Below are 18,097 nucleotides of genomic sequence, written 5' to 3'. Positions count from 1 at the left end.
CAATGCACGCAGGTGTAAAGAAATATGAGTCTAAGCTTGAACCTTTAGCAAAAAATCAGTGCCCTGAATCACAAACTCGTTTTGCGTTCACCCAAAAGACTATGTAGGGTATGGGGATTATCTGAGAGTTCCCTGAGAATTCCTGCCAGAAGATCAGAACCCGCCCGGGTACACCCTCAGATGCATATTTCACTCACGTCCGTGTTTGTTCATACAAACGCACTCACTCAAACAAGCCGACACGAACGGAAGAAAAACATGACCACAACTGCAACCAAAAACCCGGCACAGCGCCCGACAAACCGCCGCCGTGCCACCATCGCTGCCTCCGCAGCACTGGCAACCGTCATCACCGGCGCGAACCTCCCCGCGACCTTCGGTGCGACCGCTTCCACCCGTAACGTATCCGGTACCACCTGCGTCGACGCAGGCTACCGCACCGTGCCGACCCTCGCTAACATCACCAACGTCGCGCCCGGTCCGACCTGCTACTGGAACCCCGACCAGCAGGCACAGACCATCGACACTCTCGCACCCGTCAACTCCTCCCTCACCAAGGAGCAGCTGACCACCACCGAGAACACCTCGCCGCTGAGCGGCAAGCTCGCCAGCGACTCCTTCGCAGCCCAGAAGCTCACCGGCACCGAAGCCGTCGCGCCCAACAGCAGCGAAATTAGCCGCACCTTCCTCGAATACAGTGGCGATGCGGGCAACCACCCCGTCACCACCGCCATCAACGCCGGCACCGTGAAGAAGGACCGCGCCCAGACCGTCGGCGGCCACGAGAACATCCCGACCCTCGCCGTGAACTCCGCGAACCCGCACCAGGAGTACGTCGAGGTCGTCTCCCGCGATGGCCGCGTCAACGCCAACGCAGAGAACAAGCGCATCCTCACCGGCGGTATCCCGATTCCGAAGTGGCTCGCTGAGGACCACGGCCTCTCCGGCGACCAGTCCGTCGCCCTCTACGATGAGGCAACCGGCATCTGGCGCTCCTACTTCAAGTTCGTCAAGGACGCAGACGCACAGACCTACACCAGCACCGCCCGCGTGCAGGTTGGTGGCGGCAACGCGTCCACCCCCAAGAGCGCCAAGATTCAGTACGACAACGTTGGCCGCGGCAACGCAGACCAGACCGTCACCATCAAGGCGCCCGTCAGCATTGACGTGAAGTCCGGCAACGCCCGCACCTCCTACCCGATTGCTCGCGGCGCGAAGTTCCGCCTGGCGAAGAACGTGCCCGGCGCGTCCATCAACGAGACCACCGGCGAGATTACCTACAAGGTTCCCGCAGGCACCCGCGGCACCGTGGACATTCCCGTGGCGGTTGACTACCCGGCGACCTACCACGTGTCCTCCGGCGGTTACATGCTCGCTAAGCCGAACTTTGGCGGCGTGGGTGAAGACAACTACTGGCTGACCCTCAAGAACGGCACCTCCTCCGTGGTGGGCCTGGCAAATGAGCTCACCCAGATTGGTGTGGACGAGCTCAAGGCCGGCAAGATTAACCACATGGTGTCCATCACCGCGGCTGACTACGCTGCACTGGTCTCCTCCTTCCCCGCGAAGGGTACCGACGGCAAGATTGACGCGAGCAAGTACCCGAACGCACCCCGCGCAGGTCAGCGTGGCTTCCTGCCCGCAAGCTTTGACGTGGAAGAGCACCTGGCAAACACCGGCCACGCCGACGACCAGCTCACCCGCATGATCCTGACCGCAATGAAGGAATACGGCTTCATCCTCACGGACCACAACCTCTTCACCAACGCATTCAACCTGGAGGCGGCAAGCTCCTACGCGCCCTACGCCCGCCAGGGTAAGAACGTGTACAAGGAAGACCCGCAGCTGGCGGCAATGTTCGCGAACTTCGTTCCCAGTGGCTTTACCGGTAACCAGTTCCCCTGGCAGCAGGTGCAGTGGATGCCCGTGAACTACACCGAGTCTGCTGAGAACACTGCACGCCGTGAGGGCACCCAGGTTCTGCCGCAGAGCAACAACCAGGCTACCGACTCGAACGCTGACGCACACAAGATTGCACGCCCCGTGACCGTGCGCCGCTCCGCCGTGCGCACCCCCAAGGCCGTGCGCATCAGCGACGCCGAGACTCAGAACGCGGCAGTGAACCAGGCTTCGGACGCCGTGAAGTTCAAGTACCCCTCGGATTCCTACGGTAAGACCGGCACCGGCTCCGGCGTGTTCTACCAGCCCGCCGAGCACCACGCCACCGTCTACTCCGGCGAGACCGCAGTCGCGCAGAGTGTTCACCAGTCGCACAAGGTTTCCCCGAACTACCGTTACGCGCGCGACTACAACTTCCAGGAAATCCAGCAGACCCCGAACTTCCGCCCCAGCCGCTGGGTCAACAAGGAGAAGGTCAACACTGCTGGCGGCCAGTTCTCCAGTGCGGAGACCGGCATCCGCTTTGCCTCCAACGGCAAGACCGGCACCTACTCGATCGACCTGAACACCCACGACGTTACCGGCACCACCTGGGATCTGCGCCGCGACAACGGCACGAACATCACCGTGAACCGCACCGGCAAGGCACCCGCACGCATGTCTGATGTGAAGGCGAAGAGGGGCTCCGCCGCGCAGCTGTACTCGATCCCGCTGAAGGTTCACGTGGTCGATAAGAACAGCCCCATCGCGCGTGAGGACTCCGTCTCCCTGTACTCGGGCACCACCCAGAACGTGGCTGTCCTGAACAACGACGAAGCATCCTTCGGCGCATACAGCCGCGGCGAAACCGTGAAGAAGCTCGAGCTGCTCAACCAGCGCGGCCAGGCCGTCAGCGCATACAGCGACGAATACGGCACCTACCGTGTGGTGACCCTGCCCGACGGCACCCAGGGCATCGCGGTATCTGCTAAGAATAAGCAGGGCTTCGCACCGCTGGTCCGCTACCGCGCAGTGACTGACAAGGGCGTAAAGTCCGCTGAAGGTTACCTGCAGGTGGCAGTCGCTAACCGCTAGCCGGACGCACCTGCAGTATTAGTGCACATAGGGGAGAGGGGCACGTCAAGAAAGCACGCCGCACAGGCGTAACTTCCTTGACGTGCCCCCTTTCCTGTACATAAGGTGAAAATACTATGACTCAGAGCCAGCACACAGACCAGACCGAAACCACCCATAACCACCCCGCAGAACATGTAGCAGCGCACGTAGCCGAGCATGCCCACGAGGCGCCCGCCAACGCGCCTCTCTTCGAAGGGAGCGGCCCCAAGGACTGGGAGGAGCAGTTCGGCCCGTCCGTGGCGATTTTCTCTGCGCTCGCTAACCCGCTACGCTTGGCGATTGCGCACCACCTGATGCACCGCCCGCACAGCGTGAGCGAACTGCACACCTGCCTGGGCATTTCGCAGCCGCTCGCCTCGCACCACCTGCGCATCCTGCGTGAGGCGCACGTGATTGACCGTGAGCAGCAGGGCCGCACCACCATTTACCGTCTGAAGGACGACCATATTAGCCACATTGTGGTTGACGTGTATGAGCATACGCGTGAGCATCATGCGGACTAGTTTGCCCTCAAGCTGAGCGTTGGCTGGGAGCCGTTGTAAGATAGTGTGTGTCCGTGCACCAGTACAGTGCGGAATAGTATGCGCACCGGCGGCGCCCCGAGTGGCACGCTTGCGCCTGAGTTAAGGAGACTTATGTCTGCCGCTGATTCTTCAGCAATTGTTATTAGCGTTTCTGGTGAGGAGCGCGAGGTCACCGCGAAGACTGCCGCTGAGCTGTTCGCTGATGACCCGAAGATCGTTGTGGCACGCGTGAACGGCGTGCTTGTTGATCTCTCCCACGAGCTGTCTGCTGGCGACTCCGTTGAGCCGGTTTTCATTCACGAACCGGACGGCCTGAACGTTCTGCGCCACTCCGCTGCGCACGTGATGGCGCAGGCGGTGCAGGAGTACCGCAAGGACGCCAAGCTGGGCATTGGCCCGTACATTACTGACGGCTTCTACTTTGACTTTGATGTGGCTGAGCCGTTCACCCCGGAAGATCTGAAGAAGATCGAGAAGTCGATGATTAAGATCATCAAGTCCGGTCAGCTGTTCCGCCGCCGCGTGGTCACCCACGACGAGGCTGTTGCCGAGATGGCGAACGAGCCGTACAAGCTGGAGTTGCTCTCCCTGACCCAGGGCCCCGGTTCTGGTGCGGATGCTGCCGAGGGCGCATCCGTGGAGGTCGGCGAGGGTGAAATCACCATTTACGACAACGTGCACCCGAAGACCGGCGAGACCGTCTGGAAGGACCTCTGCCGCGGTCCGCACCTGCCGAACACCAAGCTGATCGCTAACGGTTATGCCCTGATGCGTGCCGGTGGCGCGTACTGGCGCGGTTCTGAGAAGAACCCCATGCTGCAGCGTATTTACGGTACCGCTTGGCCGACTAAGGACGAGCTGGTGGCGTACAAGGAGCGCATCGCTGAGGCGGAGCGCCGTGACCACCGCCGTCTGGGTCGTGAGCTGGACCTGTTCTCCTTCCCGAAGAACATTGGCCCCGGCCTGCCGGTGATTCACCCTAAGGGTGGCGTGATTAAGCGCGAGATGGAAGACTACGTGCGTACCCGCCACATTCAGGAGGGTTTCCAGTACGTCAGCACCCCGCACATTTCGAAGGAAGACCTGTTCTACACTTCTGGTCACCTTCCGTACTATGCGGACGGTATGTTCCCGCCCATGGAGCTGGATAACGGTCATTACCGCCTGAAGGCCATGAACTGCCCGATGCACAACGAGATTTACCGTTCTCGTGGCCGTTCGTACCGTGAGCTGCCGCTGCGTTTCTTCGAGTTCGGCACCGTGTACCGTGACGAGAAGTCCGGCGTGCTGCAGGGCCTGACCCGCGTGCGCATGATTACTCAGGATGACTCCCACTCGTATGTGACGAAGGAACAGGCACCGGACGAGGTGCGTCACCTGCTGAAGTTCATGCTGAGCCTGCTTGAGGACTTCGGCATGACTGACTTCTACCTTGAGCTGTCGACCCGCGACACTGAGGGTGATAAGAAGGATAAGTTCATCGGTACTGATGAGCAGTGGGAGGCGGCTACCGCGGTTCTGGAGCAGGTTGCGAAGGAGACCGGCCTGGAGCTCGTCCCGGATCCGGGTGGTGCTGCGTTCTACGGCCCGAAGATTTCGGTTCAGGCGAAGGATGCTATTGGCCGTACCTGGCAGATGTCGACCGTACAGTACGACTTTAACCAGCCGAGCCGTTTCGGTCTGGAGTACCAGGCTGCGGACGGCACCGTGCAGGAGCCGGTCATGATTCACTCGGCGAAGTTCGGCTCGATTGAGCGCTTCTTGGGTGTGCTGACTGAGCACTATGCGGGTGCGTTCCCGGCGTGGCTGGCACCGGTTCAGGTGATTGGTGTGCCGGTTGCTGAGGCTTTCAACGACTACATGACCGAGATTGCGGACAAGCTGCGCGCGCACGGTGTGCGTGTTGAGGTGGATTACGGTTCGGATCGCTTCACGAAGAAGATCCGTACTGCGTCTACTGAGAAGGTTCCGTTCATTCTGATTGCTGGCGGTGAGGATGCGGAGCACGGCGCTGTTTCGTTCCGTTTCCGCGGTAACAAGCAGGAGAACGGCGTGCCCGTGGATGAGGCTGTGGCACGTATTGTGGAGCATATCCGCAACCGCGTGAACGAAGACCCCAAGCCCAGCACTGAGGCTGCTGAGTAGTAAGGGTTTAGGCTTCTAACCTAGCTATATAGAAACCACCCCCTTTGCGGCGACAAGCTGCGGAGGGGGTGGTTTTTATATGTTCAATGGCGGTTAGGGGGGGCAGAAAGCTGTGTTGTGGTGGAGTTTCCCCTAGTCCGGGCGGGTGTCTTCGTGTTAGTGTAAGTGATGGTGCTAACGTTCGTTGCCGTTCGTAAGCGCCGGTAATTGTACGATTCGGATAAGGATGTCTGAGTGCGGGTTTTACACTCTGTACGCACTTAATTCTATTAGATGCTTTATCTACTAATTCAAGGAGGAATTCAGCTATACCGTAAATAGATAGATATATATCGTTGTTAAAAGTTTTAAAAACTAAGAACGAAGGAGTTTTCATGCGGATTGAGTCTGCAAGAATTAGGGGATATCGACTACTTGATGATATCAGCATTTCATTTCAAGGGAATAATAAAGAAACAATAGTTGTTGGACCCAATAATAGTGGTAAAACATCTTTTGTGGAGATTTTTTATAAGTTCCTTAGTATAGACAGGGGAAACAATTTTACCCTCGACGATATTTCTAGCAATCAAAGAAAAAAATTAAAAATAGTTGCTGAAAAAATCGAGCAAGATACAAATGGGAAAGAGCAGTACAAGGAAGAGTTTCTAAAGTCTCTCCCCGAGATAAGTTTGCAAATTAAGTTCTCATATGATGATGGAGATAGTTCACTTCCTCTGGCGGACTTGATTAGAACCTTAGATAAAGATAATAATTATGCGCATTTAGCGTGTAGGGTATTCATTGATAGGCAAGATAAAATATTCAATGAATATATTGATTATATTTCCAGTAGAAACAGCGGTGATAATATAAACGGTAGCCTTGATTGTGATATATTTAAATTTCTTCAGCGAAGGAGTAATAGTCTATTCAGGCTTGAGTATGCAGCCCTGGATAGTGAGGAAATTGACTATTATAAGAAGGGTAATTATTCCGGTCTAGGGTACGAGAAAGTTGAATACTCTGCCGTCAAGAAAGCAGTAAGCTGCAGTTTTATATATGCTCAAAATAAATTTGATGATACGGCAAAGGATATAGGACATGGTTTATCGAAGAGCTTTCAGAAATACTACAAGACGGTAGTCTCAAATGATGATTTTGACACAAATAGTGTAGAGCAGGGAATTAATAGTATATCTAAGATTCATGATGAACAATATAAAAATATATTTAGTTCAATCATCGGTGATTTGGGAAAATTTGGATACAATAGTAATATTCTTCCAACTCTAAAGGTTGTATCTTCTATAAGATTTGATAATTTCATGGATGGTAATGCTAAAGTTATGTATAGTGATGAATTTAGTGAATTTTCGGAAAGCCACAATGGTCTGGGATACTCGAAGCTTATCTACACTGTGCTTCAATTATCATTTTTTCTAGAAAACATCAGAAATTCTGAGCCGGTAGCGGGAACCAATCTAATCTTCATAGAGGAACCAGAGGCTCATTTACATCCACAGATGCAGGAAATATTTATAAAATATGTTTCACAGTTTATTGAAGACAAAGGTCTGAAGAATATATCTATTCAGATAGTTATTACAACTCATTCTTCGCATATAATTGCAGAAAGTGGATTTAGTGGAATTAGATATTTTAGGGTAAATACGCATGAGGGTACTCTGAAAACTGAAGTTAAAGATATGAGTGTGTGTTTCTCGCACCTAGATGTATCTGACAGAAAATTTCTAGAAAAGTATATGCAGTTGAGACCTTGTGATATGTTCTTTGCTGATAAAGTAATTATGATTGAAGGCGCAACAGAGCGCCTTCTGATGCCGTTGATGCTTAAGAAGATGGGTGATAACTCCCAAATTGATAGGGAATATGTATCAATTATTGAAGCTGGCGGAGCTCATGCATTCAAATTTAAAGAGATGCTTGAATTTATTGGAGTTCCTACTCTTATTATTACAGATATTGATAGTGGAAATCCTAACGCAAATAGATCTAAATGTAAAACAGATTTAAAGGGTGCAATTACAACGAATTCAACATTAAATAGATTGTTTACCAAAATGTTTATCGAGGAGAACAATCCAAACAAAAAATGTGAAGATAAGCTGACGGTTAAATACTTGCAGGGGCTTGCAGCTGAGAATAAGGTATTTATGAATATTAGGGTTGCTTATCAAATCCCTGAGAACAAAAAATATCCTGCAGGAAGAAGTTTTGAGGAAGCATTTATTAAAGCCAATCTGTCAACGATAATTGCAGAGAAAAATAATTTTGAATCTAATATTAAATCAAAAATAAAGGAAATTAATACCCAAGAAGAATTAGCAAAAGTATCGTACGAAATTTCAAATTCCATCGACAAAACGGACTTTGCTTTTGATATATTGATGCTTGAAGATTGGAACGTCCCTAAGTATATTAAGGAGGGCTTAGAGTGGCTGACTCAACAGTAATGGAACATATTGTTAAGTGTATAGAAAATAAGAGGAATTTTATACTCGACGCGGGCGCTGGGTCCGGCAAAACATATACTCTGATAGAATCACTTAATTATCTCATAGATCAAAATGGCAAACAGTACAAATCTACTGGTCAAAAGATTGCTTGCATAACCTATACGAATGTTGCAGTTGATGAGATTAAAAATCGTATTTCGTCTGGCACCAGTGTGCATGTTTCGACAATTCATGGGTTTCTATGGTCTATTATTGGGAAATATCAGAAAGAGTTACAAGAGGCACTTATTTTGATAAATAATAAGGCTGGAAATAAATGGCGGATAGATAATCTGGAAGAGAGGCTAATTGGTAAGAGGATAGAGTACGTAGAATATAGAAAAATAGAGGATGGTAAAATAAGCCATGATGATGTGATTTCTATTTCGAAGATTCTATTTGATAAATATGAAAAACTGTCGAGAGTAGTAGTCGATATGTATCCTGTAATATTTGTTGATGAGTATCAAGATACCAATGAAAATGTTGTTCAAATTCTCCTTGATATTATTAATCATCATTATGGGGATAAGGTTCTTATTGGTTTTTTTGGCGATTGGATGCAGAATATATATCAATCTGGTGTTGGGTACATTGATCCGGATAAGAAAAATCTAGAACATATTGTTAAAAAAGAGAATCATCGGTCATCAAAGAGCATTGTTGATGTTATTAATCATGTTAGACAAGATATTAGGCAAGTAGCAGTATCTAATGATGCAGGGAGTGCAACTTTTTACTATAGGGAATCTGACGATGTCAAGAGGGCCTTAAATGACTTAGTGTCGATATTACAAAATAAAAATGGCTGGGGGGAAAACTTGAAAATCCTGGCTTTGACAAAAAGGATAATAGCATTGAATGCAGACTGGAATACACTTTATTCAATATATAGTGACTACAGTAAAGAAGATAAGATTTTCAGTACTGATAATCTTTTGTCTGGGGAAGATCCATATAGCAAATTCTATGAATATGTAGAAAATATTATTTCAGCTTTTGAAAATAACTCTTACGGCGAATTGTATCGAATATTTAAAATATCTTTAGGTCAGGAAAAGTATAAAAATAACTTGCCTAGGTTCAAAGGGGATTTGAATACTGTGTTGAGTAAACTAAAGATATTATCTACCGGAGGGACAATTGAAGATGTTGGTAATTATGTCGCCCATAACTCCATTTTTCCTAAAAATGTTGGCTTAAATTCTGCACTTGAGGGAATAAAAAATAATCATGTAAAAGTGAAAGTTTCTGGAGATGGTGGTTTTCGTTATCTGAAAGACTGTAAATATTCTGAGGTTCGCTCTATGATGAATTACAGGAACGAGGTGACTCCTTTTTCTACACAGCATGGAACTAAAGGGGCTGAGTATGATGATGTCATCGTTGTTTTAGATAATGGAAATTGGATGCAATACAATCTGGAATCGGCATTAACCCATAACTCTAATAACAAAAAAGATAGTGTATATGCCAGATCCTTGAATATATTGTATGTTTCTTTATCGAGAGCACGTAATAATCTTGTTGTTTTTATGATGAATCCAGATGCTACTGTATTGAATACTGCCTGTAACATTTTTGGAAAGAGTAACGTTGTTAAATTTTAAAACAATTAAGATATATTAAAGATTTTATTTTAAATACATGAGAAGGCTCGGTGGGTACTGCTACGGAATTAGTATCCACTGAGTCTTTTTATATGGGTTAGACAGAGAGAGGGTTTATACCCGAAAGTATTCACAGTGCTATAAGATTGCATCCAATGAATGATGTGATGAGATTTAACGGTTCTGCCAAAATACTTGTAGCTTTCTCGTAGCCTACCTTTTTCCTGGCTTCAAGACCAGTTTTCCGTTGCTTGATTAGCTGTTATAGGTATTTCCTGGACTCAGGGTAGAGTTCATAGAATATGTGAAAGAATGAAGGCTATAGTGAAAAATGCCTCACATTCAGTGAGAAATTAAACTGCCGGTATCCACGTTGCGTTGAGATCTGGGCACATCCTCCCGTTACCTCATATTTTGACATTGAAAACCAATTTCTCAGGTTATGAGATATCCGCAACCGCGTGAACGAAGACCCCAAGCCCAGCACTGAGGCTGCTGAGTAGTAAGGGTTTAGGCTTCTAACCTAGCTATATAGAAAACCACCCCCTTTACGGCGACAAGCTGCGGAGGGGGTGGTTTCTATGTGCTTTGAGGAGGCGCGGGTGGGGGAGCGTGGTTGGGTGCAGAAAGTTGTGTCGCGGGCTAGTTTTTAGTTCCAGAGTGCTAGCGTGGTAGTAAGGCGAACGTCCATAGTCATTCAGAAAATGGGTAGCTGGATGGTCCTGAAAATGATGTATCGCTGTTGATTATTGAGGGAGCACGAGTGTATGAAGTCGAATAAGTATGTTCCTGTTGGGATGCTGTTCTTGATCCTGGCAATTATCTTGAACGTAGTGTCAAATGTCAGCGACCTAGTGCTTGGAATTCTCTACGGCATCTCGATAGCAGTATTGATTATTGGACTATTTAATAGTCGAAAATAGGTGCTACAACTGACAAAAGGGACCCGGCGGGCTATCCATCAGATAGCCCGCCGGGTTTTTCGGGAAGCAAAGTTTGTTTACGAAGAAGTAGTAGACTTTGCTGTTGAAGTGCATTTTGAAAGGGGCGAAGGTATGGCAAGCGCCGAGGTGATGAAGGAGCGGGCTCGTATTGCGGGTCGTTTCAACCTATCTGCTCGCCGAAACCCGGAACACAGGGCGCTTGTTGCGCTCGCTGCGCAGAAGGCGGGAGGGGAGTGTCAGGTGGTGGTCCCTGTGGCTCCCGGTGAAGATGAGGCTGACGTACTCGACCGTGCATGCAAGGTTGCGGGCGGCAGTCCGGTCATTATCGTGACTGAAGCTGACGGGGAGCTTCATGCTCGCATCTTCAACAGTGAGAGCAATTAGGCTGAATAATCCTTAAAGAGGGACCCGGCGGACTATCCATCAGATAGCCCGCCGGGTCCCTTCTTTATACCGCTAGGCGCTCAGCCCTTTAGCGGGTGGTGCGTTCCAGCAGCTGTAGCACGTTCTGGTAGGTGCGACCGGTGCGGGCTGACTGCAGTTGACTGTGGCCAGCTAAGCTGGCGAACTGGCACCGAGCCCATATATAGACCCCCTGCGGAGGGGGTGGTTTCTTTGTGCACCTTGAGGAGGCGAGGGTAGGGGAGTGAGGGCGTGGAAAGCTGTGTCTTGGGCTAGTTTTTCCTAGTCCGGGTGGGTGTCTTCGTGCTAATGTGAATGATGGTACTTACATTCGTTGCCGTTGTAAGTGCCGGTAACTGTACGATTCGGATAAGGACGTCTGAAACACTATAAACATCATGATGATATTTATAGTTATCATTTTTTGCCAAGGAGGAATTTAATGAGTTCATGCAATGAGCCGCAGTCAGTGATATCTATCTTTCCTGAAGTGTACCAAAAAGAACTAAAAAGGCATTATTCAAAAATATTAAGTGCTGAAAGTTTAATTAAATATGGTTATTTTGATTCACTGGCAAACAAGTTTATTGACCGGTCTGGTAATTATAAAGAAGAACAGTATATAAGTAATGACCAGTTCTATGAAGGAATATTTAATCTATCTGAATTTTATAATTGGCTCAACAATGGAGATAAGTGGAAGCAATTTTATTTTTCTGAAGAATGTGGAAAGGTAAAGATTCGGAAGGAATGGACGACTCCGATGTCTTTCACTATTCCGAAGAATCTGCACACACGGCGTGAATATAAACTTATTAACCTTTTTTCATATGGAAACCTTGCGTATTATATGGAACAGGAAAAGGATACGATTTCAAATATATTCCTACAGAATAAAAATTCAATGTCAAAGTTTTTTAGCAGTGAAGTATTTAACTTTGCTGTCACTCAGGAGTTAAGAAACACTCTTCTGTTTGGGAAGAATAAAAGATATATAACGGACGTCCAAAATTTTTATCATTCTATTTATACCCATAGTATTGAGTGGATGCTGGATGGGAAAGACAATTCAAAGCGAAATATTCGTGTAAGAAAATGGAAAGACTATAAATTTGGGAAATCACTAGATAAATTAATTCAAAACTCGCAAAGCGGAGAAACGCATGGATTGCCGACAGGTAACCTAATCACAAGAATTATAGCTGAAGTGTATATGTGTAAGTTTGATGAAATGCTGCTTGATATAAATAATAATGGGTATTCATTTTCGCGATTTGTTGACGATATAGTCTTTGCTTTCAATACCGATACGGAGCTAATAGGCTTCAAAAAGTCTCTTAATGAAAAAATTAGAGAGTATTCCCTGTCTTTGAATGATTCGAAAACAAAGGTTGAATCCTTCCCATTTGAGGAGAATAAAAATAAAGATACTATATTTACTTTTTTTGACACTCTTCCTGAGATGCCGAAAGAAGCAGATGATAGTATAAAAAATCTTGGGAAAAGGAGGGTTAAGGATAAGATTTCACAATTTATTGATTATTGTGTATCGGAAGAAGGGCGAGGAAATAGGGGTAGCCTAAAATGTATACCTGCAGTTCTTGCAAATTCCATAAGACCTCTTCAGATAGGTAACTCGTATCATCTGCAGCCTATAATGAAAGCTCTTGGGGATGATTATAGAGAATGCTTGATTGATATATTTTTTGAACCTCACTATCTGACGGGTATGAGTCTATTTGAAAGGATATTAGATTTATCCTTCATGGACTCAACCATAACGCAAAAAATTATTGATTTTTCTCAAATTCTTGTGCATGAGATAGGTTTTGAAAAGATGGTTTGGGAAAAATACTCAATATTAAATAAAGTTGAAAATGCAGCCGAGAAATATTTTGGTCGCATTAAGGATACTTTGAAAGGTAAGATTGAAGAGTGCATAGATTTAGGTTCAAATCAGGAAATATATTCCTATCTTCTTATGGTGATTATATTTAATTATGATAAGAAGATGGACTTGAATTCAGTAAATGATATCTGTCATTCCGTGATTCAATCACAAATAGATGATATCAATATGATTCTTGCCACTATTATTTACTATCGAAAGAATGAAAATTATGATGGGATTGCGGAAGTGATGGCTAAGGCGTTGTGGGATGCGCACTATCCTGTATGTTCAAAAAAGGAAGATTTAGATCCAGATTCTTGGTATATGAATCCATGCGAGTGTGGTAATGAGTTTTCGGATCAGCTATGGATGTATAGGTATTATTTATATTTCATGTATCATGCTGGAAATAATCAAGGTCAGGCATGCAAGGGGAGTGTGTATTCCTATTTTGAAAAATCCATTAAGAATGTGGTGATTGATAAAGCTATAGTAGATTTAGGAAAGCATTTTACATTTAGGAATTTATCAAATTTGTCTGATGTTAATAAATTTTATAAAGCAATGCTAGATTGTGGTGTGAAAATAATAGATGATGGTGGTGGAGAGTTTATATATCCATTAATGCAATGTTGTATATTGCCTGATTTTCTAAATATCTTGCCGTAGCCCTATATACACTAAGGAACCCGGCGGGCTATCACATACGATAGCCCGCCGGGTCCCTTCTTTACGCCGTTGCTATGCGCTCAGCATTTTAGCGGGTGGTGCGTTCCAGCAGCTGCAGCACGTTCTGGTAGGTGTGGCCGGTCGCCTCGGTCATGCCCTGCTCACAGGTGCGGTTAGCCGAAATGTATGCGGCGAACTGCTTCTGCTCGCTCAGCTCCGCAGCCTCCGCCTCCGTAGCGCTCGCCGTCAGCTCCGGGTGCAGCATACCGCGGTCACCCGCATAACCACAGCAACCCCAGTGCTTCGGCACGTACACGTCGTCACTCATCGCGTTCGCAATCTTCTCAAACGCAGGCTGAGTACCCAGGTGAGTCATCGAACAGGTCGGGTGCAGCGCAACCGACGGCAGGGGAGCAGACACAGTCAGCTTATCCAGCATGTTGTCCGCAGCGAACTGCACCGCATCGTACATGCGCAGACGCGAGAAGTCCGGTTCACCCGGCTTCAGGCCGTTCACGATCTTGTGCTCAAGTGCCTTAATAACCTTCTCGCGCATCACCTCAAGGCCCTCAGTACAGGACGAAGCGTCACACACGACCGGCAGGCGGCCACCGTCGGTAGCCTCCCACAGGGACTTCAGCACACGGTCGCTCATAATCGAGTAGCCGTCGGTGAAACCCTTCGACTTCCACGGGGTGGAGCAGCACATCTCACCAATATTGTCCGGGATGCGGTACTTCACGCCCGCACGCTCACACAGGCGAATGAACGCCTGAGTTGCGTTGACCGGGTCGTGCTTGCCGTCGCCGTCCACGCCGCCGAACATGGAGTTCACGCAGGCGGGGAAGAACACAATCTCAGCGGTTGCGTCCTTGTGCGGCTTACGTGCCGGGCCACCGACCGGCAGGTCCTTCTTGTAGGAAGGAACCATGTCGTCGCCCATGACCTTGCGGGCAATGTTGGTGGTGCCGTGCACCACGGGGAACGGCAGCTTCTTCGCCACGGTCAGCGACTTACCGGCGACCTTATCCATGATGCCCCACTGCTGTGCGGCGATCTTCCAGCCGGTAGCGGCCAGCTTGTCCTGGTTCTCAGAACGCAGGCGGCGAATCAGGTCACCGGTGTTGATGTTCACGGGGCAACGGGTCTGGCACATGCCGTCCACAGCACAGGTCTCAATGCCGTAGTACTCGTACTCCTTACGCAGGCGCTCAGCGAGTTCGTGGTCGCCGTTCGCCTCAGCGGCAGCAATCTCACGGCGCAGCACAATACGCTTACGGGGGGTCAAAGTCAGGTTACGGGAGGGACAGACCGGCTCACAGTAGCCGCACTCCACACAACGGTCGACTTCTTCCTCAACGGTCTCAGCGACCTTCAGATCGGTCACGTAGTCGGTGCCCGGCTCAACCAGCAGAACGCCCGGGTTCATGAAGCCCTTCGGGTCAATGAGGCGCTTGATCTGGCGCATCACGTCGAAGAGTTCCTCACCGAACTGGCGGCTCACAAACGGAGCCATGATACGGCCGGTACCGTGCTCAGCCTTCAGCGAGCCTTCGTTACCGAGAATCAGCTGAACCATTTCTTCAGTGAAGTCGCGGTAGCGGTCCAACTGCTTCGGGTCGCGGAACTGCTCGTTCAGCATGAAGTGGATGTTACCGTCCTTCGCGTGGCCGAAAATCACGGAGTCCTGGTAGCCGTGCGAGTCGAACAGCTTGGTCAGGTCGCTACAGGTGTTACCCAGAACCTCGACGGGCACGACCACGTCTTCAAGCAGTGCGTTAGTGCCGGAACGGCGGTTACCCGCAACGGTGGTGTACAGGCCACGGCGGGCAGCCCACAGTGCGTTACGTTCAGACAGCTTGCTGGTCATCGACACCGGCGAAGCCACGGGCAGGTTCTTAAACATGGGTGCCGCAGCGGCAGCCAGGTCGTTCAGCTCCTGCTCAGAGTTGCCCTGGAACTCAACCAGCAGAGCGGCGTGGTCCTTCACGTCAATGGCGGCGAGCGCCTCCGCAGCCTGGCCGGTACGCTGGCCCACACGAATACTGGTGGCGTCCATCAGCTCCACGGTCGCCAGCTTGTTAGCAACCAGCTCGGGCACGGAGCGCGCCGCATCAATCAGGTTGTTGAACACGAGCAGGCCGGTGGAAATGTTCTTCAGAATCGGGCGGGTGCGGTAGGTTGCCGAAGCAACGAAGCCGAGGGTACCTTCCGAACCAATCAGCAGGTGCTGCAGAATGTCCACGGGGGTTTCAAAGTCGACCAGGGAGTTCAGGCCGTAACCCATGGTGTTCTTCATGGAGTACTGCTGGCGAATCTTCGCCATGGATTCGGGGTTCTCGGTGACGCGCTTACGCAGGCGTAGCAGGCCCTCGTGAAGTTCAGGTTCGAGGGAGCGCAGCTTCTGGTCAGCGTCCGGTTCGGCGGTGTCAATGATGGTGCCGCTGGGTAGTACGAACACCATGGAGTCCAGGGTGTTGTACGTGTTGTACTTGGTGCCCGACGACATACCGGAGGAGTTGTTCGCAACCACACCACCGACGGTGCATGCGGACCAGGATGCCGGGTCGGGGCCGAGCTTGTAGCCGTAGGGTGCCAGGTAGTTGTTGACCATCATGATGGTCGCGCCGGGCTGCACGCGAACCTTCTTGCCGTCTTCAAGGACTTCAATTTTCTTGAAGTGGCGGCGGGTGTCGATCATGAGGCCGTCGCCGCTGGACTGACCGGAGAGGGAGGTGCCGCCGGAGCGGAAGGTCAGCGGCAGGCCGAGGTCGCCGGCTGCGCGGAAGATGTTGGCGACGTCTTCGGCGGAGTCGGGGCGGATGAGGCCGGCGGGCACGAGCAGGTAGTGGGATGCGTCGTGGGAGATTGCCAGGCGCTCCAGTTCAGAGACGCTGGATTCGACGGCTTCTGCGCGCGCATCGGAGAGTAGACGCTTGAGGGTGTTCTCGTAGGGGGACTTGAGTGCTTCGGACGTGTTTGACACGACGGTCATGATCTTGCTTCCTTACTGGTGAAGGGTGTGAATGCTGTCCTTATCCCAGTATCTGCTCTTGAACACCGTCTTTTCCTGTTAGCTATGGCTAAGCTTGGCGACTACTTGTCACCATAAAGGGGGTGGGTTATACACCGTGCTGATGCGCGTTTTTGCCGCGTATTTGCTGGTTTTCCGGGGGAATACGCCCGGGCCTTACGGAGGCGCACCCACCACACTCTGAACGCCGCGGCTGCTCTTAGGCGCGGCCGCCAAGGGCCGTAACATTCCAGCGGCTAACCCAAAAGAAAACGTGGGGCAGAAAGCTACAGGCTTTCCACCCCACGCTTGTGTAACGTTTAGGCTTCGTCGAAGAAGTCCTCGTCAATCCTCTTGATGGTGTAGGTTCGTTCCACCTGCACACCGATACCATACTTCACCATAAGACGGGCCAGCTGATCACCATCCACCAGGACCACTGAGGTGCTGCCGCTGAGCTTCTTGGCGAAATCTCGAGCATCGGTGGTGAAAGAGCTCGAGGTGATGAAAACACCCTGTGTGCCCTCTGCATGTACCGCACCGACAAACTCCTGGATAGCCGGTCGGCCTACGGTGTTCTTTTCACCGTATCGCTTGGCCTGAACGTAAATCTTTGACAGGCCTAGTGCGTCTTGGTCGATAACTCCATCGATACCGCCATCGCGGGATGCCTGAGTGACAATACCACGCTCTTCGGCACCGCCGTATCCCATAGCTAGCAGAACATCTATCACCAGTTGTTCAAAAGCATTAGGAGAGATGGAACGTACGCGCTCCAAAATATCGTGCACGAGCGCGGACTCCAGCTGAGCAATACTCTCATCAATGAGCTCTTGGGGAGTGTTCTCATCTACGTTCGTCGGTTCGGATGCGCTGTGGGCTACATTAGGTGCGATATTCTTCGCGCCGCTCTTAGACAGCTGAGTCGGGGTTTCCGAGGCGGAATTCGACTTAACGCTGCGAACAATCTCCGCGACAATCTCAGAAGGGAGACCTTGAGGATACTGAGCGGTAAGCTTCTTGCCCTCGTCTGAAATCTTCTGACGGCCGCGGCCCGGCGATTCGACGGCCCCCCACTGCTTGAGGTAGGTGAGACCCCAGCTAATGCGGTCCACGTACACGAGGCGTCGACCGTTCGACATGAGCTCTTTCATCTGGTCAGGAGAGAGCGCGGAACGTTTGGCAACGGCGGCATAGATTTCCTTATTACTGCGTTCGCGGCCGTCGGCCAGGTAGTTCAGAATAGCCGGAATGAACTCGTAGAACTTGGGCACTACAACCTGAATATGGTTGGGTGACTGAGCGGTCATAGGTATCTCCATTGATCGATAACGGCGGGTAGTCCGTTCTTAATATACCTCTGTTACAAAAGATAATCGTTGTAGG

Annotated in this window: 9 protein-coding genes; 7 read left to right on the top strand and 2 right to left on the bottom strand. The window is 50.0% G+C overall.

Annotated features, from left to right (window positions below; all coding sequences use genetic code 11):
* Positions 1-258: 258 nt before the first annotated feature.
* The 7 genes from HMPREF2836_RS05965 (at position 259) to HMPREF2836_RS05935 (ending at position 13,698) form a co-directional block, all read left to right on the top strand.
* Positions 259-2,973 (top strand): Rib/alpha-like domain-containing protein, encoded by a 2,715-nt coding sequence (locus HMPREF2836_RS05965; RefSeq protein WP_070629834.1) that lies wholly within the window; start codon positions 259-261, stop codon positions 2,971-2,973.
* 116 nt (positions 2,974-3,089) lie between these two features.
* Complete coding sequence (locus HMPREF2836_RS05960) at positions 3,090-3,518, top strand: ArsR/SmtB family transcription factor (protein WP_070629833.1); 429 nt, start codon at positions 3,090-3,092, stop codon at positions 3,516-3,518.
* 132 nt (positions 3,519-3,650) lie between these two features.
* Entirely contained in the window at positions 3,651-5,684 is a 2,034-nt protein-coding gene (thrS, locus tag HMPREF2836_RS05955; protein ID WP_005508791.1) for a threonine--tRNA ligase, read from the top strand.
* A 374-nt stretch (positions 5,685-6,058) separates the two neighbouring features.
* Complete coding sequence (locus HMPREF2836_RS05950; RefSeq protein WP_070629832.1) at positions 6,059-8,140, top strand: ATP-dependent nuclease; 2,082 nt, start codon at positions 6,059-6,061, stop codon at positions 8,138-8,140.
* Positions 8,122-9,792 (top strand): UvrD-helicase domain-containing protein, encoded by a 1,671-nt coding sequence (locus HMPREF2836_RS05945; RefSeq protein WP_141752116.1) that lies wholly within the window; start codon positions 8,122-8,124, stop codon positions 9,790-9,792. The genes HMPREF2836_RS05950 and HMPREF2836_RS05945 overlap by 19 nt, the downstream gene beginning before the upstream one ends.
* Before the next feature lie 1,055 nt (positions 9,793-10,847).
* Positions 10,848-11,120, top strand: coding sequence for an aminotransferase (locus HMPREF2836_RS05940; protein WP_070629830.1), 273 nt, complete (start codon positions 10,848-10,850; stop codon positions 11,118-11,120).
* Between the two features lie 460 nt (positions 11,121-11,580).
* Complete coding sequence (locus HMPREF2836_RS05935; protein ID WP_070629829.1) at positions 11,581-13,698, top strand: RNA-directed DNA polymerase; 2,118 nt, start codon at positions 11,581-11,583, stop codon at positions 13,696-13,698.
* Positions 13,699-13,786: 88 nt separating this feature from the next.
* Here the strand turns inward: HMPREF2836_RS05935 and HMPREF2836_RS05930 are convergent, their stop codons facing one another.
* Both HMPREF2836_RS05930 and HMPREF2836_RS05925 read right to left on the bottom strand, forming a co-directional pair.
* Positions 13,787-16,693 (bottom strand): FAD-binding and (Fe-S)-binding domain-containing protein, encoded by a 2,907-nt coding sequence (locus tag HMPREF2836_RS05930; protein WP_070629828.1) that lies wholly within the window; start codon positions 16,691-16,693, stop codon positions 13,787-13,789.
* Between the two features lie 338 nt (positions 16,694-17,031).
* Positions 17,032-18,021, bottom strand: coding sequence for a restriction endonuclease (locus HMPREF2836_RS05925; protein WP_070629827.1), 990 nt, complete (start codon positions 18,019-18,021; stop codon positions 17,032-17,034).
* Between the last annotated feature and the right edge of the window lie 76 nt (positions 18,022-18,097).

Origin of the sequence: Rothia sp. HMSC065C12, from assembly GCF_001812085.1 — a bacterium.
Classification (GTDB): domain Bacteria; phylum Actinomycetota; class Actinomycetes; order Actinomycetales; family Micrococcaceae; genus Rothia; species Rothia mucilaginosa.
The sequence above is the reverse complement of the archived record's forward strand: the minus strand, read 5'-3'. Positions and strand labels throughout refer to the sequence as shown.

What these genes read in the sequence shown, in the direction of transcription:
- HMPREF2836_RS05965 (WP_070629834.1), top strand. Translation starts at nt 259, where the DNA reads ATGACCACAACTGCAACCAAAAACCCGGCACAGCGCCCGACAAACCGC.
- HMPREF2836_RS05960 (WP_070629833.1), top strand. Translation starts at nt 3,090, where the DNA reads ATGACTCAGAGCCAGCACACAGACCAGACCGAAACCACCCATAACCAC.
- thrS (WP_005508791.1), top strand. Translation starts at nt 3,651, where the DNA reads ATGTCTGCCGCTGATTCTTCAGCAATTGTTATTAGCGTTTCTGGTGAG.
- HMPREF2836_RS05950 (WP_070629832.1), top strand. Translation starts at nt 6,059, where the DNA reads ATGCGGATTGAGTCTGCAAGAATTAGGGGATATCGACTACTTGATGAT.
- HMPREF2836_RS05940 (WP_070629830.1), top strand. Translation starts at nt 10,848, where the DNA reads ATGGCAAGCGCCGAGGTGATGAAGGAGCGGGCTCGTATTGCGGGTCGT.
- HMPREF2836_RS05935 (WP_070629829.1), top strand. Translation starts at nt 11,581, where the DNA reads ATGAGTTCATGCAATGAGCCGCAGTCAGTGATATCTATCTTTCCTGAA.
- HMPREF2836_RS05930 (WP_070629828.1), bottom strand. Translation starts at nt 16,693, where the DNA reads ATGACCGTCGTGTCAAACACGTCCGAAGCACTCAAGTCCCCCTACGAG.
- HMPREF2836_RS05925 (WP_070629827.1), bottom strand. Translation starts at nt 18,021, where the DNA reads ATGACCGCTCAGTCACCCAACCATATTCAGGTTGTAGTGCCCAAGTTC.